The sequence below is a fragment of the Raineyella antarctica genome, assembly GCF_900092135.1.
In the GTDB taxonomy this organism is placed as follows: domain Bacteria; phylum Actinomycetota; class Actinomycetes; order Propionibacteriales; family Propionibacteriaceae; genus Raineyella; species Raineyella antarctica.
Genome location: NZ_FMYF01000002.1, coordinates 448446 through 474534 on the forward strand (window position 1 = coordinate 448446; position 26089 = coordinate 474534).

The 26089-nt window shown below is 71.9% G+C and carries 23 protein-coding genes and 1 pseudogene; 11 read left to right on the top strand and 13 right to left on the bottom strand.

Going from position 1 to position 26089, the window contains the following annotated elements; translation table 11 throughout:
- The 4 genes and pseudogenes from GA0111570_RS04520 to pseB all read right to left on the bottom strand — a co-directional run bounded on the left by GA0111570_RS04520 (position 1) and on the right by pseB (position 3100).
- The gene (locus tag GA0111570_RS04520) at positions 1-336 is read right to left on the bottom strand and encodes an aldo/keto reductase (RefSeq protein WP_092606910.1); all 336 of its coding nucleotides are present in this window, start codon (positions 334-336) and stop codon (positions 1-3) included.
- Positions 337-370: 34 nt separating this feature from the next.
- Positions 371-862: pseudogene (locus tag GA0111570_RS18385) on the bottom strand (aldo/keto reductase); the annotation flags it as partial.
- Between the two features lie 122 nt (positions 863-984).
- Complete coding sequence (pseC, locus tag GA0111570_RS04530; protein WP_092606913.1) at positions 985-2112, bottom strand: UDP-4-amino-4,6-dideoxy-N-acetyl-beta-L-altrosamine transaminase; 1128 nt, start codon at positions 2110-2112, stop codon at positions 985-987.
- 4 nt (positions 2113-2116) lie between these two features.
- Positions 2117-3100, bottom strand: coding sequence for a UDP-N-acetylglucosamine 4,6-dehydratase (inverting) (gene pseB, locus GA0111570_RS04535; protein ID WP_092606916.1), 984 nt, complete (start codon positions 3098-3100; stop codon positions 2117-2119).
- Between the two features lie 273 nt (positions 3101-3373).
- Here pseB and GA0111570_RS04540 point away from each other — a divergent pair, with 273 nt between their 5' ends.
- The 5 genes from GA0111570_RS04540 (at position 3374) to GA0111570_RS04560 (ending at position 12083) form a co-directional block, all read left to right on the top strand.
- Positions 3374-4486 carry a PseG/SpsG family protein gene (locus GA0111570_RS04540; protein ID WP_217634011.1) on the top strand — a complete coding sequence of 371 codons (1113 nt, stop codon included), beginning with the start codon at positions 3374-3376 and terminating at the stop codon, positions 4484-4486.
- A gap of 103 nt (positions 4487-4589) precedes the next feature.
- Positions 4590-6206 (top strand): aldo/keto reductase, encoded by a 1617-nt coding sequence (locus tag GA0111570_RS04545; protein WP_175557316.1) that lies wholly within the window; start codon positions 4590-4592, stop codon positions 6204-6206.
- An 8-nt stretch (positions 6207-6214) separates the two neighbouring features.
- Complete coding sequence (locus GA0111570_RS04550) at positions 6215-7381, top strand: glycoside hydrolase family 76 protein (protein ID WP_092606925.1); 1167 nt, start codon at positions 6215-6217, stop codon at positions 7379-7381.
- A gap of 113 nt (positions 7382-7494) precedes the next feature.
- The gene (locus GA0111570_RS04555) at positions 7495-9522 is read left to right on the top strand and encodes a cytochrome c oxidase assembly protein (protein ID WP_092606928.1); all 2028 of its coding nucleotides are present in this window, start codon (positions 7495-7497) and stop codon (positions 9520-9522) included.
- Positions 9523-9587: 65 nt separating this feature from the next.
- Entirely contained in the window at positions 9588-12083 is a 2496-nt protein-coding gene (locus tag GA0111570_RS04560) for a heavy metal translocating P-type ATPase (RefSeq protein ID WP_425438607.1), read from the top strand.
- A gap of 85 nt (positions 12084-12168) precedes the next feature.
- Here the strand turns inward: GA0111570_RS04560 and GA0111570_RS04565 are convergent, their stop codons facing one another.
- Positions 12169-12357, bottom strand: coding sequence for an LPXTG cell wall anchor domain-containing protein (locus tag GA0111570_RS04565; protein ID WP_092606931.1), 189 nt, complete (start codon positions 12355-12357; stop codon positions 12169-12171).
- Here GA0111570_RS04565 and GA0111570_RS04570 point away from each other — a divergent pair.
- The 3 genes from GA0111570_RS04570 (at position 12344) to GA0111570_RS04580 (ending at position 16586) form a co-directional block, all read left to right on the top strand.
- The gene (locus GA0111570_RS04570; protein WP_139283142.1) at positions 12344-12658 is read left to right on the top strand and encodes a hypothetical protein; all 315 of its coding nucleotides are present in this window, start codon (positions 12344-12346) and stop codon (positions 12656-12658) included. The genes GA0111570_RS04565 and GA0111570_RS04570 overlap by 14 nt on opposite strands.
- A 274-nt stretch (positions 12659-12932) precedes the next feature.
- The gene (locus GA0111570_RS04575; RefSeq protein ID WP_092607167.1) at positions 12933-15485 is read left to right on the top strand and encodes a DEAD/DEAH box helicase; all 2553 of its coding nucleotides are present in this window, start codon (positions 12933-12935) and stop codon (positions 15483-15485) included.
- Positions 15486-15716: 231 nt separating this feature from the next.
- Complete coding sequence (locus GA0111570_RS04580) at positions 15717-16586, top strand: VldE C-terminal domain-containing protein (protein WP_092606936.1); 870 nt, start codon at positions 15717-15719, stop codon at positions 16584-16586.
- Positions 16587-16694: 108 nt separating this feature from the next.
- Here the strand turns inward: GA0111570_RS04580 and GA0111570_RS04585 are convergent, their stop codons facing one another.
- Positions 16695-17066, bottom strand: coding sequence for an FKBP-type peptidyl-prolyl cis-trans isomerase (locus GA0111570_RS04585; protein WP_092606939.1), 372 nt, complete (start codon positions 17064-17066; stop codon positions 16695-16697).
- Positions 17067-17076: 10 nt separating this feature from the next.
- Positions 17077-17799 (bottom strand): M50 family metallopeptidase, encoded by a 723-nt coding sequence (locus GA0111570_RS04590; protein WP_092606942.1) that lies wholly within the window; start codon positions 17797-17799, stop codon positions 17077-17079.
- Between the two features lie 151 nt (positions 17800-17950).
- Here GA0111570_RS04590 and GA0111570_RS04595 point away from each other — a divergent pair, with 151 nt between their 5' ends.
- The 3 genes from GA0111570_RS04595 (at position 17951) to GA0111570_RS04605 (ending at position 20914) form a co-directional block, all read left to right on the top strand.
- Entirely contained in the window at positions 17951-19906 is a 1956-nt protein-coding gene (locus GA0111570_RS04595; RefSeq protein ID WP_217634012.1) for an MFS transporter, read from the top strand.
- On the top strand, positions 19899-20456 hold the full coding sequence (locus GA0111570_RS04600; RefSeq protein ID WP_092606945.1) for a TetR/AcrR family transcriptional regulator: 558 nt from the start codon (positions 19899-19901) through the stop codon (positions 20454-20456). Before GA0111570_RS04595 ends, GA0111570_RS04600 begins: the two co-directional genes overlap by 8 nt.
- Positions 20457-20521: 65 nt before the next feature.
- Positions 20522-20914, top strand: coding sequence for a PaaI family thioesterase (locus tag GA0111570_RS04605; protein WP_092606948.1), 393 nt, complete (start codon positions 20522-20524; stop codon positions 20912-20914).
- A gap of 200 nt (positions 20915-21114) precedes the next feature.
- On the opposite strand, the gene GA0111570_RS04610 is transcribed toward GA0111570_RS04605, so the two are convergent.
- The 6 genes from GA0111570_RS04610 to paaA form a co-directional block, all read right to left on the bottom strand.
- A complete protein-coding gene (locus GA0111570_RS04610; protein ID WP_217634013.1) occupies positions 21115-21894 on the bottom strand; it encodes an enoyl-CoA hydratase/isomerase family protein in 780 nt (259 codons plus the stop codon).
- An 82-nt stretch (positions 21895-21976) separates the two neighbouring features.
- The gene (paaE, locus tag GA0111570_RS04615) at positions 21977-23131 is read right to left on the bottom strand and encodes a 1,2-phenylacetyl-CoA epoxidase subunit PaaE (RefSeq protein WP_092606951.1); all 1155 of its coding nucleotides are present in this window, start codon (positions 23129-23131) and stop codon (positions 21977-21979) included.
- Positions 23131-23697 (bottom strand): 1,2-phenylacetyl-CoA epoxidase subunit PaaD, encoded by a 567-nt coding sequence (gene paaD / locus GA0111570_RS04620; RefSeq protein WP_092606954.1) that lies wholly within the window; start codon positions 23695-23697, stop codon positions 23131-23133. Before paaD ends, paaE begins: the two co-directional genes overlap by 1 nt.
- Positions 23698-23710: 13 nt before the next feature.
- Entirely contained in the window at positions 23711-24553 is an 843-nt protein-coding gene (gene paaC, locus GA0111570_RS04625; protein ID WP_092606957.1) for a 1,2-phenylacetyl-CoA epoxidase subunit PaaC, read from the bottom strand.
- The gene (gene paaB, locus GA0111570_RS04630; RefSeq protein WP_092606960.1) at positions 24550-24867 is read right to left on the bottom strand and encodes a 1,2-phenylacetyl-CoA epoxidase subunit PaaB; all 318 of its coding nucleotides are present in this window, start codon (positions 24865-24867) and stop codon (positions 24550-24552) included. Before paaB ends, paaC begins: the two co-directional genes overlap by 4 nt.
- A gap of 3 nt (positions 24868-24870) precedes the next feature.
- Positions 24871-25863 carry a 1,2-phenylacetyl-CoA epoxidase subunit PaaA gene (gene paaA / locus GA0111570_RS04635; protein ID WP_092606963.1) on the bottom strand — a complete coding sequence of 331 codons (993 nt, stop codon included), beginning with the start codon at positions 25861-25863 and terminating at the stop codon, positions 24871-24873.
- Positions 25864-26089: the final 226 nt, after the last annotated feature.

The following is a 26089-nucleotide window of genomic DNA, read 5'->3' on the forward strand; positions in this document are numbered from 1 at the left end:
TCAGTGCCGCCAGCGGGCGGGGTCGATCAGGTCGGCTGATCCGGCGGGCAGTTCGTCGCGCACCCGTGCGATCTGCTCCGGTGTCAGTGCCGGGAGCGCGACCAGCCGGGCCTGGTCGCGGACCTGGTCGGCGGTGTCCGCGCCGAGCACCACCGAGTCGACCCAGGAGTGGCCCCGGACGTACGCCACGCACAGGTCCGCCGCGGAGTCGCGGTCGAGGCGGTGCACGAGCCGGGCGATCCGGTCGGAGAGGTCCGACGGGTCGACGCCGGCGTTCAGCGGCCAGCGGCCAGCGGGCGGCGGCGCCGGCCACCAGCAGCCCCTGCAGGAAGACACTGCGGACCGTGACCACCACGTCCGGCCGGGCGGCCAGGGCGTCCTGCACGGCAGGCGCCAGCCAGCGGCGGTCCAGCAGGTTGTAGGGGAACTGCACGTAGCCCACCCGGCGGTCACCGAGCGCCGCCACCAGTTCGGCCGGCGTCGACAGGGACGTCCCGACCACGGTGGCCACCCCCTCCGCGCGCAGCTGCTCGAGGACGTCCGCGACGGCCTCGCCACCCTTGGCCCAGTCGTCCCAGCGGTGCAGCAGCAGCGCGTCGACCCGGTCGGTCCCCAGGGCCGCCAGGGAGTCCTGCACCGATGCGCGGACCGCGGCGGCGGCCTGCCCGGGCGGGGCGTCGGCAGTGATCTCCGACAGGGGGCGGACCTTGGTGACGATCCGCAGCCGGCCAGCGGGGCCGGCGGCCAGGACCGCGCCGATCCGCTCCTCGCTCAGGCCGTACGCCCGGGCGGTGTCGAGGTGGGTGATCCCCGCCTCGGCCGCGGCGGCGAGCAGTTCGCCGGCCTGCTCGCCGCTCGGCATCCCGGTCGTGTTGGCCGCGCCGTAGGGCAGGCCCAGCTGGACGGTGCCGAGCACCCAGGGTCCCTGGCCGATCGGATTGTCACGAGTCAACGCGTCGTCCTCCTCGCGGTCGCAGGTGGCGCTCAGGCGCCGAGGATCGACCGCAGCGTGTCGATGACGCGGTCCTGGTCGGACAGCTCCAGGTGCGCGAACATCGGCAGCGAGATCTCCTCGCTGTAGAACTGCTCGGCGTTCGGGCACATCCCCCGCCGGTAGCCGAGGTCCTCGAACACCGGATGCCAGTAGACCGGGATGTAGTTCACCTGGACGCCGATGCCGGCCTCGCGCAGCTTGTCGAACACCTCGCGGCGGCGACCGCCCAGCACCCGCACCGGGTACAGGTGCCAGGTCGGGTCGGCCCAGTCCCGTACGGTCGGCAGGCGCAGGCCGTCGATGCCGGCCAGCCCCTCCTGGTAGCGGGCGAACCGCTCGGCCCGGCGTGCCTTGAAGTCGGCGAGCTTGCCGAGCTGGCTGAGGCCGAGCGCCGCGTGCACGTCGGAGAGCCGGTAGTTCAGGCCGATCGCCGGCACCTCGTACCACCAGGCGCCCTCGTCGGGGTGCCGGTAGGAGGAGCGGTCCCGCGAGACGCCGATCTTGTGGAACTCGTCCGCGCGCAGCGCCAGCGCCGCGTCGTCGGTGACGATCGCACCGCCCTCGGCGGTGGTCATGTTCTTGGTCGGGAAGAACGAGTACGTCGTCAGGTCGGACAGCGAACCGACCGGACGGCCCTTGTAGGTGGAGCCGATCGAGTGCGCGGCATCCTGCAGCGTCAGCGCGCCGGCGCGGTGGGCGATCTCGTTCAGCCGGTCCGCGTCGACGGGCTGGCCGGCGTAGTCGACGCCCGCGACCACCTTCGTACGATCCGTCATTGCGGCCTCGACGGCCGCCGGGTCGATGTTGCCGGTGTCCGCCTCGATGTCGGCGAAGACGATCGTCGCACCGTGGTGCATCGCGCCGGACGCGGTCGCCACGTACGTCATCGGGGTGGTGACCACCTCGTCGCCGGGGCCCAGGCCCGCCGCGGCGTACGCGATGTGCAGCGCCGCGGTGCCGGAGGTGCAGCTGACGGCGTGTTCGACGTGCGCCTGCCGGGCGATCGCCTGCTCGAAGTCACGCACCCACGGGCCGGTGGTCAGCCAGTCGGAGCTGAGGACCTCGGTGACCGCCTCGATGTCGGCCTCGTCGATCCACTGGCGGCCGTACGGCAGCATCGGGTCAGTCCTCCGGGATCATCGCGCGGATCTCGTCCACGCTGTACCACAGGTCGTTGCTGCCGGAGTCGAGCCGGAAGCCCTCCGGAACCGGCACGCCGTCCTTCGGCGGCTGGTAGCCCCAGGTCGCCAGGTCGGGCTGCATCACGTAGCGCTCGTCGCCGAGCTGGAGCACGCGTCGGCCCTCGTCCAGGGAGATCATCTCCTCGTGCAGCTTCTCGCCGGGGCGCAGGCCGATGTTCTTCAGCTCGGCACCGGGTGCGATCGCCTCGGCCAGGTCGGTCAGCTTCATCGAGGGGATCCGGGGCACGTACAGCTCGCCGCCACTCATCAGCTCGAAGCTGTTCATCACGAAGTCCACGGCCTGCGGCAGGGTGATCCAGAAGCGGGTCATCCGCTCGTCGGTGATCGGCAGCGGCTTGCCGGCCGCGCCGAGTGCACGCCACATCGGGATGACCGAACCGCGCGAGGCCATCACGTTGCCGTAGCGGACCACGGCGAAGCGGGTCGGGTAGGCGGCTGCGTAGTGGTTGCCGTTGATGAACAGCTTGTCGGCGGCCAGCTTGGTGGCGCCGTACAGGTTGATCGGGGAGGAGGCCTTGTCGGTGGACAGCGCGACGACCTTCTTGACGCCGGCGTCGATCGAGGCCTCGATGACGTTCTGCGAGCCGATCACGTTCGTCTTGACGAACTCGTACGGGTTGTACTCGGCGGTGTCGACCTGCTTGTAGGCGGCCGCGTGGACGACGTAGTCGACCCCGTGCATCGCGCGGTTCAGTCGCGGTAGGTCACGGATGTCGCCCAGGAACCATCGCAGCCGCGGGTCGTCCTTGAAGAGCTGGCGGCACTCGTACTGCTTCAGCTCGTCGCGCGAGTAGATGACGATCCGCTTCGGGTCCACTTCGGCAAGTAGCTTCGAGATGAATGCCTTGCCGAACGATCCGGTACCTCCAGTGACCAGGATGGACGAACCCGAAAGAATGCTCACGTGTGCTCCGGACGATCGAGGAGCGCCGGGCGCTCCGGACTGGGTGATGCGGGCCGGACAGGCTGGTCCGGCCGCGCAGCGGATCTGGCGTCCATCAGGCTAACATCCCGCCGGACCCTCCTGCTGGGACGTGTCGATGACGTCCGCGGGAAATCAAGCCGGCCCGCGCGCTTGGGGGGTGCGCACGGGCCGACGGAAGAACGCTACCGGGCCCGGCCCGCGCGCGCAAACCGACTCGTCGGGTGGGCGGCCGACTGGCTCTAGGGTGGAACCGTGAGGAACGACGGCAGGACCGGGACGGACGACCCAACCACCCCCCGGATCGGACTGAGGTGTGACGGCGGCCCGCAGATGGGCGTCGGCCACGTGCTGCGCCAGCTCGCCCTGGCCGAGGAGTTCATCGCCCGGGGGATCGAGGTGACGCTGCTCGGCACCGTGCAGGGCTCCCCCCTGGTGGACGGGTTGCTCGGGGCACACGGCCTGGCCATGACCCCGGTCGGGGATGATGCCGCAGCCCTGGTCGCCACGGTCCGCGACCTCGGCCTGGACGTGGTGATGCTGGACGGCTACCAGCTTCCCGTCGCGCTCGGGACCGCACTGCGCGCGGCCGGGATCCCGGTCGCGACGATGGTGGACGGCCGGTTCGGCCTGGACCAGGACGCCGACCTCTACATCGACCAGAACTTCGGCGCCGTCCGCGACCCGGGGATCCCGGTCGACCGGCAGGTGCTGGCCGGGATCGGGTACGCCCTGCTGCGGGACGTGGTGCGGTCCCGGCGCGGGGCCCGGAGCCGTTCGGGACCCCTGGACACCCCAGGAGCGCGGGGTCCGTACACCGCGCCGGCTACCGAGGGCCGACCGCGGGTGCTGTGCGTCTTCGGCGGAACGGACGCGTACGGGGCGGCACTGACAGTAGTCCCGCTGCTGCTGTCCACCGGCGCGCCGGTGGAGGTGGTCGCCGTCGCCGCGAACGAGGGGATCGCTGCCGAGCTGCGCACCTCGCCGACCGGCCCCGACCAGGTGCTGGAGGTGATCGGGCCGGTCTCCGACCTGCCCGGCCTGGCCGCCACCTGTGACGGGGTGGTCAGTGCGGCCGGCACCTCGATCTGGGAGTTCTTCTGCCTCGGCGTGCCGACAGCCCTGGTCGCCGTGGTGCCCAACCAGCTGGTCGGCTACGACCAGGTGCTCGAGGCCGACCTGGTCGCCCCGGTCGGGCTGCTGCCCGACCTGCGTGAGGAGCCCGGCGCGTCGACCGGCCGCGAGGTACTGCACCGGTTCGTCACCGACGCTGCCTGGCGGGAAGGACTCGGGGCACGCGGTGCCGCCCTGGTCGACGGCGATGGCCGCGTCCGCGTCGCGGATGCCATGCTGGCGCTCCGACCGTGAGGCGATCCGGTGCTGTGCTCGTGACACCGTCCGGCGCCCTGCCTATGGCGCCGTCCCGCGCTTCAGCGGATACGCTGAGCGCTACGTCGTCCAGGAGGCTTCCGTGCGTACCCGTGTCGTGATCCAGTCCCGCCTCAACTCGTCCCGCCTGCCGGGCAAGGCGATGATGACCATCGGGGGGATGCCGCTGATCGAGCTCGTCGCCCGCCGCGCCACCCGGGGCGGCCACGAGGTCGTGGTGGCGACCAGCCGGGAGGAGTACGACCAGCGGATCGCCGACCACCTGACCCGGCAGGGCATCCAGGTGCTGCGCGGGTCGCTGGACAACGTGCTGTCCCGCTTCATCGCCGCCACCGCCGACATGGAGGACGCCGACCGGGTCGTCCGGCTGACCGGCGACAACCCGGTCGTCGACGCCGAGCTCGTCGATGAGCTGATCGACGCCGTGGAGGCCTCCGCCTGGACGTACGGACGGATCGACCTGGCCCGGGTGCCCGAGGGCCTGGGCGTGGAGGTCTGCACCGTCGGCAACCTGCGCGAGGCAGCGGCCAAGGCCACCTCGGCGTACGACCACGAGCACGTCACCCCCTGGATCCGCCGCAACCTCGGCGAACTGTCGTACGCCCCCGAGGGCATCGACTTCGACATTGTCACCTACCGCTGCACCATCGACTCGCTGGCCGACTACGTGCGGGTCTCCCAGCTGGTCGACCGCTACGAGGACTCGGTGCAGGTGTCCTGGCGCGACCTGGTCGCCGGGATCGCCCGCGAGGTCGAGATCTCCGGCGGCGCGATCCCGCGGATCAGCCGCGGCGGACTGACCCTGTCCCGGCTGCTGCTCGGCGCCTCCCAGCTGGGCCGCGACACCGGGGCGATCGAGCGCCGGCGTCCCGATGCCGCCGAGGCGCGCGCGATCCTGTCGGCGGCGGTGGCCCGGGGCATCACCCACGTGGTCGCCGGGCGCGACGACGGCTTCTCCGAGTCAGCGGTCAGGGTCGCGTACGACCCGGCACTGCGCCAGCGGGTCGGGGTGATCACCACCGTGCACGCGCTGGCGGGCATCCCCGACGACGCCCTCGGGTACGCGGTCGAGGCCTCCCTGGAGCGCTCCTTCGCCGAACTCGGCCGCCGGCGCGCCGACGCGGTGCTGTTCGCCATCCCCGACGACGCGCTCGCCGGCGACGGGGCGGCCTGGCAGCGGCTGCAGCGCTACCAGGCCGACGGCGACGTCGGCCAGGTCGGCGTGGTCCTCACCGACCCGGCCGACGTGCACCGGGTCAAGGACCTGCCCGGGCTCGGCCACCTGGCCCTGCCGTTCTCGCTGGTCGACCGGCGGGCCGAGCAGGTCGCCGACGAGCTCACCGCGCTGGCCGAGGCCGGGGTGGTGATCACCGTCCACGGCGTCTTCGCCCAGGGCGTGCTGACCACCCGGACGCCACTGGCCGAGGGGGCGCCGGCCGAGGCCGCCGCGCTGCGGGCAGCGGTCGAGGGTGCCGCGGCCGCGCTGGGTCGCACCGACCCGGTCGAACTCTGCCTGGCGTACGCCGCCGCCCAGCCGTGGGTCACCTCGGTCGTGGCCGGGGTGGAGAACGCCGAGGAACTGGTCCTGGCGATGGGCTACGGCGACGGTCGCCCGTTGAGCAGCTGGGAGGTCGAGCGGGTGCACCAGCTCGTCCCGGCCGGCGGCGAGGACTTCCTGCGCTGGCTGGCCCGGGCCTGACCCGACCGGTGGAGGACTGGCGGGCGTACGCGGCCGAGGCCGAGCGCTCGGTCCTCGGCCGGCACCTGCGCCGGCCCTGGTTCGCGCCGTGGGCCCGGCTGGCCCGGGCCGCGGAGCCCCCGGACCTGGCGCACCGGACCTTCGCGGCCTTCTACTACTGGTGGCAGGCGCACGTGCTGGAGACCCTGGTCGATGCCCAGCTGCGCGACCGCCGCCGGTGGCGCCGACAGGTCATCGCCCGGTGGCCGGCCGCGATGGCGCTGCGCAACCGTGGCCGCTGGCTCAACCCCTACTACGACGACATCGCCTGGCTCGGGCTGGCCCTGGACCGGGCCGAACGCGACCTCGGGATGCACTTCCGGCGCCCGCTGGCCAGGATCACCGCCGCGCTGGACCGGGCCTGGGACGACGGGCCGCTCGGCGGCGGCATCCCGTGGCGGGTCGGCGACGAGTTCCGCAACGTCCCGGCCAACGGCCCGATGACCATCCTGCTGGCCCGCCGCGGACAGCTGGAGCGGGCGGGGGCGGCCCTGGCATGGCTCGACGCGCGCCACCTCGATCCGGCCACCGGCCTGGTCGTGGACGGCATCCGGCCCGGAGCGCCGGGGGAGCCGTACCGGGTCGACCGCGCCTTCCACACATACAACCAGGGCCTGCTGCTCGGCGCCGAGGTGGCCGTGCTGACCGCGGCCCTGGCGCTGGGGCGGGCCGGGGCCCCCGAGGTCGAGGCGACCGCCGGGCGCGTGTACCGGCTGGTCGGCGCGGTGGACCGCTGGATGGCCGTCGACCACGTGGTCGTCGGGTTCGAGGGCCGGGCCGAGTTCGGGGGCGACGGCGGGCTCTTCCGCGGCATCCTCGCGCGCTACCTGGGCCGGGTGGTGACCGACCTGCCCGGCGAAGGCCCACAGGCGGTGGCCGCCCGGAGGCTGGCCGCGGACCTGCTCGCGGCCAGCGCGGGTGCCACCTGGCGGCACCGGGCCGTCGATGCCCGCGGGGTGTGGTTCGGGCCCGATCCGCGGGTGCCGGCCCGGATCCCGCGCGCCGGCGACGCCATCGCGCCGGGCGCCTCGGCCGCGGCGGTGGGTGCCGCGCTCCTACCGGAGCGGGACCTGTCGGTGCAGGTCGGGGGATGGATGCTGCTGGAGGCCGCGGCCCGGGCTCTGTGCCGCTCCTGAGGCCCGCGCACCGGCGCTCGCCGGGGGCTGCTGGTGGTGCGAGGTAGCCTGAGTCGTCAGTGCAAGCAGAAAGAGTGGATGTGCCAGGTTCTCACCCCATCACACGCCCGCAGGTGCCCGTCGCGCCGGTCCCGTTGGGCCGGGCCGCGAAGGCCACGATCGGGGTCGTCGCCGTCCTGGCCGTGATCGGCGTCTGGTCGGTGATGGGCTACCTCGCCGGCCAACCCCCGCTGCCGGCCCGCCCCGAGACCGACCCCTTCACCGGGTACGTCTCCGGCATCGCCGACGTCGTCGCGCGGCTCGCGGTGCTGGCCACCCTCGGTGGCCTGATGGCGATCATCGGCTTCACCCCGATCGGCCCCCACCACCAGCTCACCCCCGTCGGGAAGCGGATCCGTCGCTGGGTCGGCCGTTCCGCCCAGATCTGGCTGTGGAGCTCGCTGCTGCTGTCGGCGGCCAACGCCGCGTACGTCAACGGCGTCCCGCTGGCCTACACCCTCACCCCCGCGTCCTGGTTCGACTTCATCTCCAGCACCCCGGCCGCACTCGCCTGGTTCGTCAGTGCCCTGGTCGCGCTGGCCACCGTCGTGGTCGCGTACCGATCCAACCGCTACCCGGCATACGTGCTGTTGTTCCTGGCCGCCACCGTGTCGACGGCGTTCGTCGCGTCGGCCGGCAACGTCAGCGTCGGCCTGAACCACGACTGGGCGACGGACGCCTCGATCTGGGTGTCGCTTGCCTGGGCCCCGCTGGCCGGCGCCGCGGTCGCCGTGGTCCTGCGGGCCAACGACGTCACCGCCCCGGACAGTGTGACCACCGCCGTGAACCGGCTGCGCCGCTACCAGAAGGCCGTCCCGCTGCTGCTCGTGGTGGCCGCCGCCGGCCACACCGTGATCGCCTGGCAGCAGCTCGCCGGGCGGTCCCCGTTCGCCGGGGCGTACGGCTGGGCCACGATCGGCTTCTACGTCACCTTCGCGCTGCTCGCGCTGAGCTGGGTGTGGCGCCAGGTCCGCGGCGAGGCCGACCCGGCCCGTACGACCCCGGTGGTCGCGGCCCGCTCGGCGTTGCGCGACGTCCTGCTCATGGTCGCGTACGCGGCGCTCCGCACGGCCGAGAACCACCTGCCGCCGCCGCGGTTCCTGATCCCGCAGTCGATCCAGGTGAACTACCTGGGCTACCAGGTCGACATCCCGGCCACCGCGGCCCGGCTCGCCTCCCTGGGCCGGCCGAACCTGTTGTGGATCGGCCTGGCCGTGATCGCGCTCGCCTCCTACTACTGGGGACTGCGCAAGGTCCATGCCAAGGGCGACCACTGGCCGATCGTACGGACCCTCTTCTGGACCCTCGGCTGGGTACTGGTGCTCTTCCTGGCCACCTCGGGCCTGTGGGAGTACTCCACCGTCGCGTACTCGTGGCACATGCTGGTGCACATGACGGTGAACATGCTGGTCCCCGTCCTGTGCCTGCTCGGCGCCCCGGTCACCCTGCTGCAGGCGGCCGCGCGGATCCGCCGGCACGGCCAGATGCCCGGCCCGCGCGAGGTGACCGTCGAGCTGCACGGCGCCACCTCGCTGCGCAAGGTCCTCAACCCGCTGGTCGTGTGGGTGCTGTACGTCAGCTCGCTCTTCCTGGTCTACATGACCCCGCTGTTCCCGTGGCTGATGCGCTACCACTGGGCGCACCAGCTGATGCTGCTCTACTTCATGGTCACCGGCTACCTGTTCTTCGACCTGGTCATCGGGATCGACAAGTGGACCAACCTGCCTCACATGGGTCGGCTCGCTCTGGTGATCGGCGTGATGCCCTTCCACGCCATGTTCGCGGTGATGATCCTGCAGGCCGAGCACGTGCTCGGGGCGACCTTCTACCAGGCCATCGACATCCGCTGGATCCCGGACCTGCTGGCCGACCAGGTGATCGCCGGCCAGATCACCTGGATCGTCGGCGAGGTGCCGCTGCTGATCGTGATCATCGCGCTGGCGCTCCAGTGGTTCCAGGCCGACAGCCGCGACGCGGTCCGCCTCGACCGGGCGCAGGACAGCGGCCTGGACGACTCGTACGACGCCTACAACGCGATGCTGCAGGAGCTGTCGGCGCGCGACCAGGAACGCAAGCTCGAGGAGCGGAGGCTCCGACGGTGACCACCACCGATCCGGCCACCACCGATCCGGCCACCACCGATCCGGCCAGCACTGGTCCGGCCGGCGTGACCGCAGGTGCGCCCATCCTCTCGGTGCCCACGTACGCCGGCCTGGACCAGCGCATCGAGCTCGACATCTCCGGGATGACCTGCGCCGCGTGCGCGAACCGGATCGAGAAGAAGCTGAACAAGATGGAGGGCGTACGCGCCACCGTCAACTACGCCACCGAGCGCGCCGTCGTCACCGGCCTGGCCCCCGAGCGGGCCGCCGACGCGATCGCCACCGTGGAGAAGGCCGGGTACGGCGCCACCGAGGTCACCGACGACGAGGAGTCGACCGGCGCCGAGGACCGGGTCCGGATGCTGCGCAACCGGCTGGTCGTGGCCGCCCTGCTGACCGTGCCGCTGGGCGACATCGCCATCGTGCTGGCGCTGGCCCCGCAGATGCGCTTCCCCGGCTGGGAATGGCTGCTCGTGCTGCTGTCGCTGCCGGTCGTCTTCTGGGCCGCACTGCCCTTCCACAAGGCGGCGTGGCGCAACCTGCGGCACGGCTCGACCAGCATGGACACCCTGGTGTCGCTGGGCGTGCTGTCCGCGTTCACCTGGTCACTCATCTCGATCATCCTCGGGTCGCCGGACCGTGAGGGGTACTGGGTCGGCTACGGCATCACGCCGTCCGGGGCCGACACGCTGTACCTGGAGGTGGCCTCCGCGGTCACCACCTTCCTGCTGGCGGGACGCTACTTCGAGGCCCGCTCCAAGCGCTCGGCACGCAGCGTCCTCAGTGCGCTGGCCGACCTGGCTCCGCGTACGGTCCGGGCGATCCGGGACGGCCGCGAAGAGGTCATCCCGCTGGGCGACCTGCGGGTCGGGGACCGCTTCCTGGTCCGTCCCGGCGAACGGATCGCCACCGACGGCGACGTCGTCGTCGGGAACTCGGCGGTCGACACCTCGATGATGACCGGCGAGCCGGTCCCCGAGCAGGTCGCCGAGGGGGACACCGTCCTGGGCGGCACCATCAACACCACCGGCGCGCTGATCATCGAGGCCAGCCGGGTCGGCGCGCACACCCAGCTGGCGCAGATGGCAGCGACCGCCGAGCAGGCCCAGGCCCGCAAGGCCAGCGTGCAGACCCTGGTCGACAAGGTCGTCGGGGTGTTCGTGCCGGTCGTGATCGGGATCGCACTGCTCACCCTGGCCGGCTGGTTCCTCTCCGGCGCCGGGGCCCGGACATCGTTCAGCGCCGCCCTGTCGGTACTGATCATCGCCTGCCCGTGCGCGCTGGGACTGGCCACCCCGACCGCACTGATGGTCGGCGTGGGCCGCGGCGGCCAGCTCGGGATCCTGATCAAGGGACCGGACGCCCTGGAGGCCAGCGGGCGGATCGACACCGTCGTGCTGGACAAGACCGGCACGCTGACCACCGGCCGGATGGCGCTGGAACGTACGGTCGTCGCCGCCGATGGACCGTTGGCAGACGAGGACGCCGTACTCGCGGTGGCCGCGGCGATCGAGCGCCGCTCCGAGCACCCGATCGCCCGTGCCGTCACCGACGCCGCCGATGCTCGCGGGCTGGCAGTTCCTGGCCTGGGTGCCCAGTTGCGGACGTTGTCGCCAGCTGCGGATGCTGGAACGTCCGCAGCTGGCGACAACGTCCGCAGCGACGCGGGCGGCGCGTACGACGCGGGCGGCGCGTACGACGCGGGCGGCGCGTACGACGCGGGCGACGCGTACGACGCGGGCGACGCGTACGACGCGGGCGACGCGTACGTCGTCACCGAGGCCGCCGCGCTGCCCGGCCAGGGCGCCCGGGGTCTGCTGGTCCGCTCCGGGGACGCGGTCCCAGGGGGCGAGAGCACCGAGGAGGTGATGATCGGCACGCCGGAGCTGATGGCACAGATCGGTGCCATCGTGCCCGACGACATCGCCCGGGCCCTCGAGGCCGCCGCTGACGAGGGACGTACGGGGGTCGTGCTCGCCATCGGCGGACGCGTCGCCGGTGCCCTGGTCGTCTCCGACCGGATCAAGGACTCCGCAGCCGAGGCCGTGGCGCGGCTGCGGGCGATGGGATTGCATACGGTCCTGCTCACCGGCGACCACGAGCGCGCCGCCCGGGCTGTCGGCGACAGCGTCGGGGTCGACGAGGTGATCGCCGGGGTGCTGCCGACCGACAAGGTCGCCACCATCGAACGCCTCCAGGCGGCCGGTCGACGCGTCGCCATGGTGGGCGACGGGATCAACGACGCGGCGGCGCTGGCCACCGCCAACCTCGGACTGGCCGTCGTGACCGGCACCGACGTGGCGATGAAGTCCGCCGACATCATCCTGGTCCGCAAGAACCTGCAGGTGGTTCCCGACTCGATCGCCCTGTCGCGCCGCACGCTGCGTACGATCCGGGGCAACCTGGTCTGGGCGTTCGCCTACAACGTGGCGGCGATCCCGCTGGCCGCGGCCGGGCTGCTGAACCCACTGATCTCGGGGCTGGCGATGTCACTGTCGTCGGTGTTCGTGGTCACCAACTCGATGCGGTTGCGCAAGTTCGAGGCGGGCCAGTCCCGCTGATCCCCGGGCGTGGGGCGGGTTGGCCGGGCCTCTGGGCGAGTTGGCGCAGTCGCGGCGCGGATGTGCCACGCCATCAGCCCGAACCTCAGCGGCGACGCAGCAGCAGGAACGCGCCGGCACCCACCGCGACGAGGCCGACCACACCCACCGGGAGCCACGGGCCACCGGTACTGGGCAGCAGCCGGGCCAACGGGCCGCGCGGAGCGGGCCGCTCGTTCTCGAACGCCTCCACCTTCGTGGCGGCGAAGCCCGGGGGCAGCGTGAACGTGGGCATCGGCGCGGGGCCGCCCGCCGTACGGTCCCCGACCGCGCGAGGCGAGGGCGTGCTGGACTGCTGCGGCAGCTCGATCACCGGCAGGGCCGAGGTCGAGGCGGCCGGTGAGGGTGAGGCGGACGAGGATGCTGATGGCGTCGAGGAGGAGGACGCCGACGGGGTCACCGACTTCGAGGGCGAGGGCGACTGCGGTGCCACGCTCGTCGAGGCCTGCGGCGAGGACGACGACGTGCTGGTCGTCCCGGACGGCGCGGGGGAGCTGGGCTGGACGTACGTCGTCGACGGCGCAGGTGGGGAATAGTTCTTCGACGACTCGTTCGTCGAGGAGGGATTGGTCTTGTGCGGAGGGTCGGCGAGGGCGGGCACTGCCGAAGCTGTCACACCGGAGGCCACGACGCCGATGGCTGCCAGCGAAACACCCAGCTGGCGCAGTGTCGGTCGCATCGATCCCTTCCCAGGTCGTCAAGTGGTCCTGTCCATGGTTTCACGGATCAGGGGCCAGTCGCACCGTGCGTGCTGCCCGCCTTCCCGAACCATGGCGCCCGAGGGTTGTCCGACCTGCGAGAATGCCGGTGATGATGCTCACCGACGTGATTCCCGCAAGCCCCGATCCCGATTCCCTCTACGAGGCCTTCACGGGATGGGCGAACGACCGCGGAATCGACCTCTACCCCCACCAGGACGAGGCGGCGATCGAGCTCTTCTCGGGCAACAACGTCATCCTCGCCACCCCGACGGGCTCGGGCAAGACCCTGGTCGCGACCGCGGCGCAGTTCGCGGCGCTGGCCCGGGACGGCGTGAGCTTCTACACCGCCCCGATCAAGGCCCTGGTCAGCGAGAAGTTCTTCGCGCTGTGCGAGATCTTCGGCGCCGAGAACGTCGGCATGCTCACCGGCGACGCCTCGGTCAACCCCGATGCCCCGATCATCGCCTGCACCGCCGAGGTGCTGGCGAACATCGCGCTGCGCGAGGGCAAGTGGGCGGACATCAGCCAGGTCGTGATGGACGAGTTCCACTTCTACGCCGAGCCGGACCGTGGCTGGGCCTGGCAGGTGCCGATCCTGTGCCTGCCGCAGTGCCAGTTCCTGCTGATGTCGGCCACCCTGGGCGACGTCTCCTTCTTCGCTGAGGACCTCACCGCCCGCACCGGCACGCCGACCGCCGTCGTCGACGACGCCGAACGGCCGATCCCGCTGACGTACGCGTGGTCGCTCGACCCGCTGCACGAGCTGCTCGAGGAACTGGTCAGCACCCACCAGGCCCCCGCGTACGTGGTGCACTTCACCCAGAAGTCGGCACTGGAGACCGCCCAGATGCTGCTGTCGGCCAAGCTCGCATCCAAGGAGGAGAAGGCCGCGATCGCCGAGGAGATCGGCGCGTTCCGGTTCCACACCGGCTTCGGCAAGACCCTGTCCAAGCTGGTCCGCTCAGGCATCGGCGTGCACCACGCCGGCATGCTGCCGCGCTACCGCCGGCTGGTCGAACAGCTCGCCCAGGCCGGCCTGCTCAAGGTGATCTGCGGCACCGACACCCTCGGGGTGGGCATCAACGTGCCGATCCGTACGGTCGTGTTCACCGGCCTGACCAAGTTCGACGGCACCCGGCACCGGCTGCTGAAGGCGCGTGAGTTCCACCAGATCGCCGGGCGCGCCGGGCGGGCCGGGTTCGACACCTCCGGCCACGTGATCTGCCAGGCCCCCGAGCACGTGATCGAGAACGAGCGCGCGCTGGCCAGGATCGGCGACGACCCGAAGAAGCGCCGCAAGTTCCAGCGCCGCAAGGCCCCCGACGGCTTCGTGTCCTGGACCGAGGAGACCTTCGAGCGGCTCAAGGCGGCCGAGCCCGAGGCGCTGGTGTCCCGGATGCGCGTCAACGAGGCGATGATCCTCAACGTCGTCGCCCGCCGCGGCAACCCGGTCGCCAACATGCGCGACCTGCTGCTGGGCTGCCACGAGGACGAGCGCGGCAAGCGCCGCCTGGTCCGGCGCGCCCTGCGACTGGGGCGCGGCCTGGTCCAGTCCGGTGTCCTGGTCCGGCTGCCGGCCGCCGACGCCTCGGGACGTACGTACGAGATCGCCCCCGAACTGCAGGACGACTTCGCCCTGAACCAGCCGCTGGCGCCGTTCGCGCTGGCCGCCCTGGACCTGCTCGACCCGGAGTCCCCGACGTACGTGCTGGACACCGTCTCCATCATCGAGGCGATCCTCGACGACCCGTTCGCCGTGCTCTACGAGCAGCAGCACAAGGCCCGCGGCGAGGCGATCGGCGAGATGAAGGCCGACGGCATCGAGTACGAGGAGCGGATGGAGCGGATCGAGGACGTCACCTGGCCGCGCCCGCTCGCCGACTTGCTGGAGGGCGCGCTGACGGTGTTCGCGCACACCCACCCGTGGGTCTCGCACGACCAGCTGTCCCCGAAGTCCGTCGTCCGTGACATGTACGAGCGGGGCCAGACCTTCACCGAGTTCGTCAGCCACTACGGGGTGGCCCGCAGCGAGGGGCTGCTGCTGCGCTACCTGTCCGACGCCTACCGCACCCTGCGCCAGACCGTGCCGGAGGCGCGGCGTACGGAGGAGACCGAGGACCTGCTCGAGTGGCTGGGCGAGACGGTCCGGCAGACCGACTCCTCGCTGCTGGACGAGTGGGAGGCCCTGACCGACCCACACGCCGTCGCCGAGGCCGCCGCGCGGGTGGCGGCGGGGGAGCAGATCGCCCCGACCCGCCCGATCACCGGCAACGCCCGGGCGTTCAGGGTGATGATCCGCAACGCGATGTTCCAGAAGGTCCGGCTCGCCGCGGCCGACCGGTTCGCCGAACTTGCCCGGCTCGACGCGTACGCCGCAGAGTTGCTCGGCACCCGCGCACCGCTGAACGAGGCCGCCTGGGAGAACGCGCTCGGTGACTACTGGGACGACCACGAGACGCTCAACGACGGCCCGGCGGCCCGCGGTCCGGCGCTGCTGCGGATCGAGGAGAAGCCTCGCGAGGGCGTCTGGGAGGTGCGCCAGGTGGTCGACGACCCCGCCGGCGACCACGACTGGTCGTTCCTGGCCACCGTGCACCTGCGGGCCAGTGACGAGGCCGGCGAACCTGTCGTGCTGACCGAGTCCTTCGACCGGATGGGCTGAGTCGGGTTCCTGGTCCGGGGTCCGATTCGGAGTCCGGTCCGGAGCGAGCAGGGGTCGGCTCGGGGTGGGTCCGGGCAGACCCCGGTGGCACATCGCCGTGACCAATTTGTGATATTTCTGTCCCGTCACTTAGGATCCGTTCAGGAAGCACCCCCCGGATCGGAAGTTTTGACCGTGACCCAGGCACGACGAGCCGCAGCACGCGGACCCCTGCAACACCTACGGCACCTAGTGACCTCCAGCGCACACGCCCCTCGGGCCACCTACGCGGTGATGGAGGATCCCGAGGACCGTTACGGGGCCGGCTCCCAGCGACGAGTGGTCCGCCTGGTCGTCCCCGGGATCGCCGCGGCCGTCGCCGTCGGTGGCACCGCGTTCGCCCTGGCCGGCACCAATGACCCGCAGCTGCAGGCCGTACCGGCCGCCGCGACCCTCCCGGACCGTGACTCGGCAGGCACCAGCCGCTCCGAGGAGCGCCCGCTGGCCGCCACCCAGACCCCCAGTGCCTCGGCGATGCCGACTGCGACCCCGAGCGCCGGCACCCCGAGCGCGCAGCCCCAGAAGCTGGGCGGTTCCGCCTTCACCCCGAAGCCGTCGCCCGCCCCTTCACTGACGGCCAAGGCGAGCGCGTCTGCCACCAGCAAGGCGACCACCAGCAGCAGCCCGAAGGCCACGGCCGCCCCGACCAAGGCGCCGACCAAGGCCCCGGCCCAGGCCACGACGAAGACCACGACGGCCAAGGCGACCGGCTCGGTGGCCAACTGCCCGGCCCCGACCGGCTGGCTCGGCCCGAACGCCCAGAAGGTCTACGAGGCCAGCTGCATCAACTTCCCGTACGTCTCGGCGTACGGCGGCGCCCGCCCCGGTGACCCGGGTGAGCACGGCACCGGCAACGCGATCGACATCATGATCTCCGGCGACCGCGGGCTGGCCATCGCCGCCTACATGCGGGCGAATGCCTCCCGCCTGGGCGTGACCGAGGTCATCTACCAGCAGAAGATCTGGACCGTGCAGCGCTCCTCCGAGGGCTGGCGCCCGATGTCGGACCGCGGCAGCACGACCGCCAACCACTACGACCACGTGCACGTGTCGGTCAGCTGACGTCCCACCGGAGCCATGCCCCACCGGAACGGCTCCGACGATCGCACCTGACAGGACGACCCCCCGGCACGCCGGGGGGTCGTCCTCGTTCTCGTTGTCGGGTCGGGGTCAGCGCACGTTGACCAGGTCGCAGACGAAGATCAGGGTCTCGCCGGGCGCGATGACGCCACCGGCGCCGCGGTCGCCGTACGCCAGGTGGGGCGGGATGACCAGCTTGCGGCGGCCGCCCACCTTCATGCCCTGGACACCCTGGTCCCAGCCCTGGATGACCTGGCCGACGCCGAGCTGGAAGGCCAGCGGCTGCGCACGGCGGTAGGAGGAGTCGAACTCCTCGCCGGTGGAGTAGGCGACGCCGACGTAGTGCACGTCGACCACGTCACCCTTCTTCGCCTCGGTGCCCTCGCCGACGACCTCGTCGATGATCTGCAGTTCGGACGGGGCCGGGCCCTCGGGCGGATCGATCTCGGGAATATCAGTCATGGGGGCGAGCCTACAAGGGAAGCCGGAGGTGCACCCCGGACGCCTGGAACAGCACCAGCCCGCCGGCCACCAGGCCGGCCAGCGCCACCACCACGAACAGCCATGTCCACAGCACCGCGGGGACGTGGGTCAGGCGGGCCAGCTGGGCGGGGTCGGAGCCGCGGTCCCGGGTCCGGCCCAGTTCCAGGGTGGGGCGTACGGCACCCAGCAGCAGCACCCAGCACAACAGGTACGCCAGCAGGCCCTGCCACTCCACGGGCAGGTACCAGGTCGCGGCACCGAGTCCGCCGCCGACGACCAGGATCACCAGCAGCCCGTAGAGGTTGCGGATCGCCAGCAGCATCAGCGCCAGCGCCAGCAGGAACGCCCACAGCAGTGCGGTGGCGTGGCCGGTGCCCAGGATCGCCGCAGCGGTCAGGCCGACCACTGCGGGGGCGGTGTAGCCGGCCATCAGGGTGGCGACCATCCCCGGGCCGCTCGGGCGGCCCCGCGTGACGGTGACCCCGGAGGTGTCGTGGTGCAGCTGGATCCCGTGCAGCTCCCGGCCGCAGACCCGGGCGACGACGGCATGGCCGGCCTCGTGGGTGATCGTGACCAGCATCCTGGTGGGGCGCCACAGTGCCGGGAGGCCGACCAGGACCAGGGCCAGGGCCCCGAGCACCACCACGAGCTGCGGTGAGGGCAGGGGCTGCACGGCGGCGATCCGCTCCAGGAAGGTGCTCAGGGTGTCCACCGCTCCAGTCTGGCGCCCCGGCCCAACCGGAGGCTGTTGTCCCACGGCCGCCCTGGACGGGGCCTGCCGCGGCGGAACGGCGGTGTGGCGTACGCCACCCGGAGGCGTAACCTACCGGGGGTAAACGCTTGTTCACCCCCCTGAAGGAAACGTGCTGACCCCCGCCATGGCACCTCGCACCCGCACCGACCGCCGTACGCCCGACTCCCTGCTCATCACGATCCTCGCGGCCACCGGCGTGATGGTGGCCCTGCAGCCGACCCTGCTGATCCCGCTGCTGCCCGAGCTGCCCAAGCTGCTGGGCACCGGGTATGACAACGTCTCCTGGGTGGTCACGGCGACCCTGCTCACCTCCGCGGTGGCGACCCCGATCGTGTCCAAGCTGGCCGACATGTACGGCAAGCGGCGGATGGTGCTGGCCTGCCTGGTGCTGATGGGGATCGGGTCGGTGCTCGGGGCGTTGAGCAACAGCCTTGCCCTGGTGGTCGCCGGCCGCGCACTGCAGGGCCTGGCGGCGGGGCTGGCCCCGGTCGGGATGTCGATCATGCGCGACGAGCTGCCGCGGGAGAAGGTCGGCGGCGGGGTCGCGCTGATGAGCTCCACCATCGGGATCGGCTCGGCGCTGGGCCTGCCGACGGCCGGCCTGATCACGGCGCACTACTCGTGGCACGCGCTGTTCTGGGTCTCCGCGGCGGCGGCAGCGGTGCTGGTCGTGCTGGTCGCACTGTTCGTACCCGAGTCCTCGGTACGTACGCCCGGGCGGTTCGACCTGGTCGGTGCCGTGCTGCTGTCGGGGGCGCTGGTCAGCCTGCTGCTGGCGGTGACCAAGGGCGGCCACTGGGGCTGGTGGAGCCACACGACCCTGCTCTGCGTCCTGCTCGGGGTGGTGCTGTTGGCGGCCTGGCTGCCGTGGGAACTGCGGACGCCCAACCCGATGGTCGACCTGCGCACCGCCGTCCGGCGCCCGGTGCTGCTGACCAACCTGGCGACCCTGCTGCTGGGCTTCTCGATGTTCGGGAACATGCAGTCCACCACCCAGTTGCTGCAGCTGCCGCGGGCCACCGGCTACGGGTTCGAGCTGTCCATCCTGGTCACCGGGCTGGCGATGGTGCCCTCGAGCCTGGCGATGGTCGTCTTCTCGCCGATCGGCGCGGTCCTCGTCCGCCGGATCGGCGCCCGCAACACGATCATCGTCGGTGGGGTCGTGCTCGCCCTCGGCTACATCCAGCGGATCATCGTGATGGACCACGTCTGGCACATCATCCTCGGCTCGGTGATCGCCTCCGCCGGCACCGCCCTGGCGTACGCGGCCATCCCGACGGTGATCATGGGCGCGGTGCCGATCACCGAGACCGCTGCCGCCAACGGACTCAACGTGCTGCTGCGGTCCGTCGGCACGTCCGCCGCCTCGGCCCTGCTGGCGGCCCTGCTGACCGACGTCACGATGACCGTCGGCACCAGCACCCTGCCCGGGGTCGACGCCTTCCTCTACAACTTCTGGCTGGACGCCGCGGCCGCCCTGGTGGCCGCCCTGATCATCGTCTTCCTGCCGCGCGCCCGCAGCATGGTGAAGGCCACCACGGCCGCCCGGGAACACGTCTGGGCCGGCACGGTGACCAGCGGCGGACGCCCCGTACGCCACGGCGTGGTGACCCTGCTGACCCCCGACGGCGAACAGCTCGACTGGGGCCGGGTCGACCCGGACGGCAGCTACCGCGTCGCCCTGCCGGGAGCCGGTCGGTACCTGCGGGTGGCCGCGGCCGACGGGTGGCAGCCGGTCAGTGCCGTCGTCGAGGTCGCCGGACCCGAGGACCTGGCCGTCGAACTCGGCCCGCGCCTGCAGCTGGCCGGTACCGTCACCCGGGCCGGTCGGCCGGTGGCCGATGCCCTCGTCACCCTGACCAGGGCCTCCGGAGAACTGGAGTCGACCACCCGTACGGACGGTGCCGGCGGCTACCACCTCCCGCTGCGGGCGCCCGGCCGGCACGTGCTCACCGCTGCGGACATCCCCGGCGCGGAGGCGGCCTCCGTCGCGGTGCTGCTCACCGGGGCGGCGCGTACGATCGACGTCGACCTGGCCGGCGACAAGGAGATGGTGAGTGCCTGAGACCACGCGCGACCGGATCATCGAAGCTGCGGGGCGCCTGTTCGCCGAGCGGGGGTACTCGGCGGTGTCCATCCGGGACGTGGCGGCGAAGGCCGAGGTCTCCCCGTCCCTGGTGATGAAACTGGTCGGGAGCAAGGAGGGGCTCTTCCGCGCCTCGACCCGCTTCGAGCCGCAGCCCCTGCTGGTCGACGTGCCGCTGGCCGGGCTCGGGCGCGCCCTCGTCGCCGACATCCTGCGCCGACGCGCGGCCGCCGAACCTGACGTCCTCGCCCGCGCCGTCGTGCTGCTCCTGCCGGCCCCCGATCCCGAGGAGATCCGGCGCCTGGTCCGGGAGGCGTACGTGGAGCCGCTGGCCCGGCGCCTGGACCAGGCGACCGCGGAGACGGTGATCGCGCTGCTCGCGGGACTGTCGGTGTCGGTGCGGCTGTACCGCCAGCTCGACGAGGCGACCATCGCGTCCGAGCAGCTGGTCGCCCGGTACGGCGCGCTGGTGCAGGCCGTGATCGACCAGGGCACCCCACAGGGGAGCGAGGGGGGCGGATCCGCCTAGCGGGTTATGCTCAGCCCGCTCGTCCTGCTCGCTCATCCCGCCCGCCGGTCACCCAGGAGGCCTCCGTGTCCGTCCCCCGCCAGCCCAGCGCCCTGGGCGCCCGCCTCGGCATCACGCTGCTCGAGGTCGGTGCCGAACGCTCCGTGGCGACCATGCCGGTCGAGGGCAACACCCAGCCGCACGGGCTGCTGCACGGCGGTGCGCTGCTGGCGCTGGGGGAGGAGGTGGCCTCGATCGCTGCCGGCTTCCACGCCCACGCCCATGGCAAGGTCTGCGTCGGGCTGGACGTCTCGGCCACCCACCACCGGGCCACCCGGCGGGGCATCGTCACCGCGACGGCGGTTCCCAAGCACCTGGGCGGACGCGTCGCCTCGTACGCGGTGGACATCCGCGACGACCACGACCACCTGGTCTCCAGCTTCGCGATCACCTGCCTGCTGGTCGATCCGCGGCCCTGAGGCGGGGAGGGACGGCGGCACCCAACAGCTCTCCCAGTCGCTTCGGTCCCAGCCAGCCGCGTCAGGTCGACGGGCCGCGGCTGACTGGAAGCGACGCGGCTGGGGAGCCGAGCCACCCGACCACCCCAGCTCGCGGCTGGACGAGCTCGGGGCCACCACACCACGCGCGGACGTGAGGCGGTGCACGGGAGCAGGAGCGCTCAGGACCTTCCGGTGAAGACCGGCCGCCGCTTCTCCTGGAAGGCTCGGAAGCCCTCGTGGTAGTCGGGGCCGTTGCACAACTGCCCCTGGGCGGTGTTCTCCGCTTCGACGGACTCCCACAGCCCGAGCCGGTGGTCGCGGATCTGCGCGACGAGCTTGCGGGAGGCGAGGAAGGCCGAGGTCGCGCCCTGCGCTGCCGCCTCGACCCGGGTGCGGGTGAAGGCCAGCAGCTCCTCGGCCGGCACCGCGCGACTGAACAACCCGCCCGCGACCGCTTCGGCCCCGGAGAGGAACTCCGCGGTGTAGATCAGGTCGAGGGCACGGTGCGGCCCGAGCCGTTCCGTGAACAGCCAGTGGCCACCGGAGTCCAGGGTGGCCCCCAGTGCGGCGAAGGGGGAGCCGATCTTGGCGTTCTCCGCGACGTACACGACGTCGGTGGCGATCGCCAGCCCGAGCCCGACGCCCAGGCAGGCCCCCTGGACGGCGGCGAAGGTCGGCGCCGGGAACTCCGCCATCCGCCGCAGCAAGGGGGTGACCTTGCCGGCCAGGTAGCCGTACGCGTCGTCGGTGGCCGGGTCGACGCGGCTGATGTCACGTCCTGCGCAGAAGCCGCGCCCCTCGGCCCGCAGCAGCAGGGCACGTACGCCGGCCCGCTCGGCCGCGTCGTACGCCGCGCCCAGCTCGCCGAGCGCCTCCTCGTCGAGGGCGTTCATCTTGTGCGGGGCATTGAGGACGATCTCGGCGACGTCGCCGTCGACGGACAACTCGATCATGGCCATGCGTTCCTCCTGGTCGGGGCGAGGGATTGCGCTGGTGAGCGGTGAGCGGTGGCCGGTGGCCGGTGGCCGGTGGCCGGTCGGCTCAGGCGTCGAAGTCGACGCAGAGCCGGTCGCCCGTCGGGCGGGTCTGGCAGGTCAGCACGTAGCCGCGCGCGATCTCGTCGGCCTCGAGGGCGTAGTTCTCGTCCATCGTGAACTCGCCCTCGGTGACCTTGGCCCGGCAGGTGCCGCAGACGCCGCCGGCGCAGGCGAACGGGACGTCGGGGCGCGTACGCAACGCCGCGTTCAGCACGGTCTCGTGGGCGCGCTTGGGCGACTCGACCTCGGCGGAGGTCCCGTCGAGCTGGAAGCGGATGGTGACGTTGTCGCCGAGCGGGTCGGCGACAACCGGACGGCCGCGGTCGCCCTGCTGCTCGTCGGGACGACCGGTGCTGAACAGCTCGAAACGTACGTCGGCCTCGCCGACCCCGCGCTCGGCGAGGGTGTCCCGGCAGAGCTGGACGAGCTCGAACGGGCCGCAGAGGAACCACTCGTCGACCTGGGCGGTGCGCAGCACGTTGTCGAGGATCAGGCCGAGCTTCTCGGCGTCGATCCGGCCGCTCATCAGCGGGTTGACGCGCTGTTCGCGGGACAGCACGTGGTGTACGGCGAAGCGGGAGGGGTAGCGGTCCTTGAGGTCACCGATCTCCTCGGCGAACATCACGTCCTGGGCCGACTTGTTCGCGTACACCAGTTCCACCGTCGTGTGGTCGGCGCCGGCCAGCACGGCCCGGGCGATCGCCAGGATCGGGGTGATGCCGGAACCGGCGGCGATGGCGGCCAGGTGCAGGCGCGGGTGGGCGTTGATCTGCTCGGCGGCCAGCGTCTCGGCATTGTTGAGGCTGGACAGCGGGTGCTGGGAGATGAAGGCGCCCTGGGGGTTCATCACGTCGAGCGTGTCACCGGGACGCAGCTCCTCGTTGGCCCAGGTCGAGAAGATGCCCCCGAGGTCCTTCTTGATGCCTACCCGGATCTCGCCGGGGATCGGTTCGGTGCACAGCGAGTAGGAGCGGCGCACCTCGCGGCCGTCGATCTGGGCCCGCAGTGCGACGTACTGGCCGGGTAGGTAGTTGTACTCGTCGGCCAGGTGGTCGGGCACCGCGAAGGTCACCTCGACGGCGTCGTCGGTGAGCGGGCGGACGCGGGTGACCTCGAGGGTGTTGAAGGTGGCGCGGCGGCGGGTGGTGGTCTCGGTCATCAGTGCACCTTGAAGTGGTCGAAGGGTTCGGCGCAGGCCTGGCAGACCCACAGCGCCTTGCAGGAGGTGGAGCCGAAGTGCGACATCTCGCGGGTGTCGGTCGAGCCGCAGTTGGGGCAGCGGACGGACAGGGTGAGCGAGATCGGTCCGGAGCCTGAGCCGTGGACGGCGGATCGTCCGGTCGGCGGGGCGATGCCGTACGCCTCGAGCTTGGTCCGGCCGTCCTCGGTCATCCAGTCGGTGGTCCAGGCGGGCAGCAGGACCGTACGGACCTCGGCGTCCGGGTGGCCATGGGCCGCCAGGTGCGTATGGATGTCCTGGCTGATCGTGTCCATCGCCGGGCATCCGGAGTAGGTGGGCGTGATGGTGACCACCGGGTGCCCGTCGGCGGCGACCTCGACCCGGCGGAGGATCCCGATGTCGGCGATGGTCAGCACCGGGATCTCCGGGTCGTGCACCGCCGAGAGCAGGTCCCAGACGGCGCCCGCCGCCGGGTCGACGGGGCGGGTCGCGATGTCCGGGTCGGCCGCGTCCGAGGGGTGGGCCTGCGCGTTCAGCGGAGCCATGGGGATGCCTCGCTCACCAGGTCGCGCCGGGATGGCGCACGGCCAGGGACTGCATCTCGGCCAGGATGAAACCGCGGTGCTCGCTGGCCGCTCCGCTGCGTACGCCGCCGTACGCCATCGCCTGCGGGACCTGCGGGACCTCCAGGGTCGCGGCGGCCAGCACGTCGGCCACGTGCGCGTCGAACTCGGCGCGCAGCGAGGACGGCCGTACGGCGATCCCCTCCAGCCGGTCGTGCAGGTCCTCGTCGGTGAACAACTCCTCGAGGTACGGCCACACGTGCTCGATGGCCTCCTGCATCCGGCGGTGCGACTCCTCGGTGCCGTCGCCCAGCCGCAGGGTCCACTGGGTGGCGTGGTCCCGGTGGTACGCGACCTCCTTGAGGGCCTTGTCGGCGATGGCGCCCAGCACGCTGTCGGCGGAGCCGGCGAGTTCCCGGTAGAGCAGGTAGGCGTACTGGGAGAACAGCAGCTGGCGGGCGATCGTGTGGGCGAAGTCGCCGTTGGGCTGCTCGACCAGGCGGCAGGAGCGGAACTCCTCCTCGGTGCGGAAGTAGGCCAGGTCGTCCTCGGTGCGGCCGTCGGCGGAGCCGGCGTACGTCAGCAGGAAGCGGGCATGGCCGAGGAGGTCCAGGGCGATGTTGCCCAGGGCGATGTCCTCCTCCATCTCCGGGGCGCGGGAGATCCACCAGCCCAGGCGCTGGGCCAGGATGAGGGCGTCGTCACCGAGGGTGAGGGCGTAGCGGGCGACGTCGGGCGACGCCGTGTGGCCCTCGTGCAGGCCTTCGGCGATCTCCTCGGCGGTGATGGCCGTCCCGGCGCTCTGCTTGGTGGCGGAATCGATCGTGGCGAAACTCATAGGTGCGGCACCCCTTCGCTGGTCTTGTAGTACGTGGCGTGGCGGTAGGACTTGCCCTGGCCGGACTCGAAGTAGCCGCCCTTGGCGTCGGGATCGGAGGCGGTGATCGCCTCGGACGGCACGACCCACACGGAGGTGCCCTCGTTGCGGCGGGTGTAGAGGTCGCGGGCGTTGCGGAGGGCCATGGTGGCGTCCGGGGCGTGCAGCGAGCCGGCGTGCACGTGGGAGAGTCCGCGGTTGCTGCGGATGAACACCTCCCACAGCGGCCAGTCCGCGTCGGTGGCCCGGGTGGTGTCCTGCTGGCTGGAAGTCATGGGTCAGTCTCCGATCAGGGCGGTCGTGGTGGTGGTGTGCTTGGCGGCGTACGCCTCGGCGGCCTCGCGGACCCAGGCGCCCTCGGCGTGGGCCTCGCGGCGGCGCTGCATGCGCTGGGCGTTCAGCGGGCCCCCGCCCTTCACGACCCGCCAGAACTCGTCCCAGTCGAGCGGGCCGAAGTCGTAGTGGCCGCGCTCCTCGTTCCACTTCAGGTCGGGGTCGGGCAGGGTGAGGCCGAGGGCCTCGGCCTGGGGGACGATCATGTCCACGAAGCGCTGGCGCAGTTCGTCGTTGCTGAACCGCTTGATGTTCCAGGCCATGCTCTGGTCGGAGTTCGACGAGTCGGAGTCGGGCGGGCCGAACATCATCAGCGCCGGGGCGTAGAGCCGGTCGACGGCGTCCTGGGCCATCTGCTTCTGTGCGGGGGTGCCGTGCGAGAGGGCGTGGAGGATCTCCCAGCCCTGGCGCTGGTGGAACGACTCCTCCTTGCAGACCCGCACCATCGCGCGGCCGTACGGGCCGTACGAGCAGCGGCACAGCGGCACCTGGTTGGCGATCGCGGCGCCGTCGACGAGCCAGCCGATCGCGCCCATGTCGGCCCAGGTCCGGGCCGGGTAGTTGAAGATCGACGAGTACTTGGCGCGCCCGTGGAGCAACTGCTGGTTGAGCTCGCGGCGCGGGGTGCCCAGGGTCTCGGCGGCGGAGTAGAGGTAGAGACCATGGCCGGCCTCGTCCTGCACCTTGGCCATCAGGATCGCCTTGCGCTTCAGCGAGGGGGCGCGGGTGATCCAGTTGGCCTCCGGCTGCATGCCGATGATCTCGGAGTGTGCGTGCTGCGAGATCTGGCGGGTCAGGGTCTTGCGGTAGCCCTCCGGCATCCAGTCGCGGGGCTCGATGCGGGAGTCGGCCGCGACGATGCGGTCGAAGTGCTCCTGGCCGGCACGCTCGATCTCCGCCCGGTCGACCGGAATCTGTGAACTGTCCGTCACGGTCATGGTGGCTTCCTCGGTCTCGGGTCAGTCCGATTAACTGACTGATCGTTCGGTAACCATATGTGGCGGGCGTCACAGCGTCAAGGGGGTTCCGCGTGGTGGTGTGATCCGGGTTGTGCGATCCGGGTGGTGCGATCCGCGCCGGGGCGGGTCGGGGCGGGTCAGGGCGGGCAGGAATGCCGGAACCTCGGGCGCCCGGATCGGCGCCGGTGGGCGGATCGACCGGCAG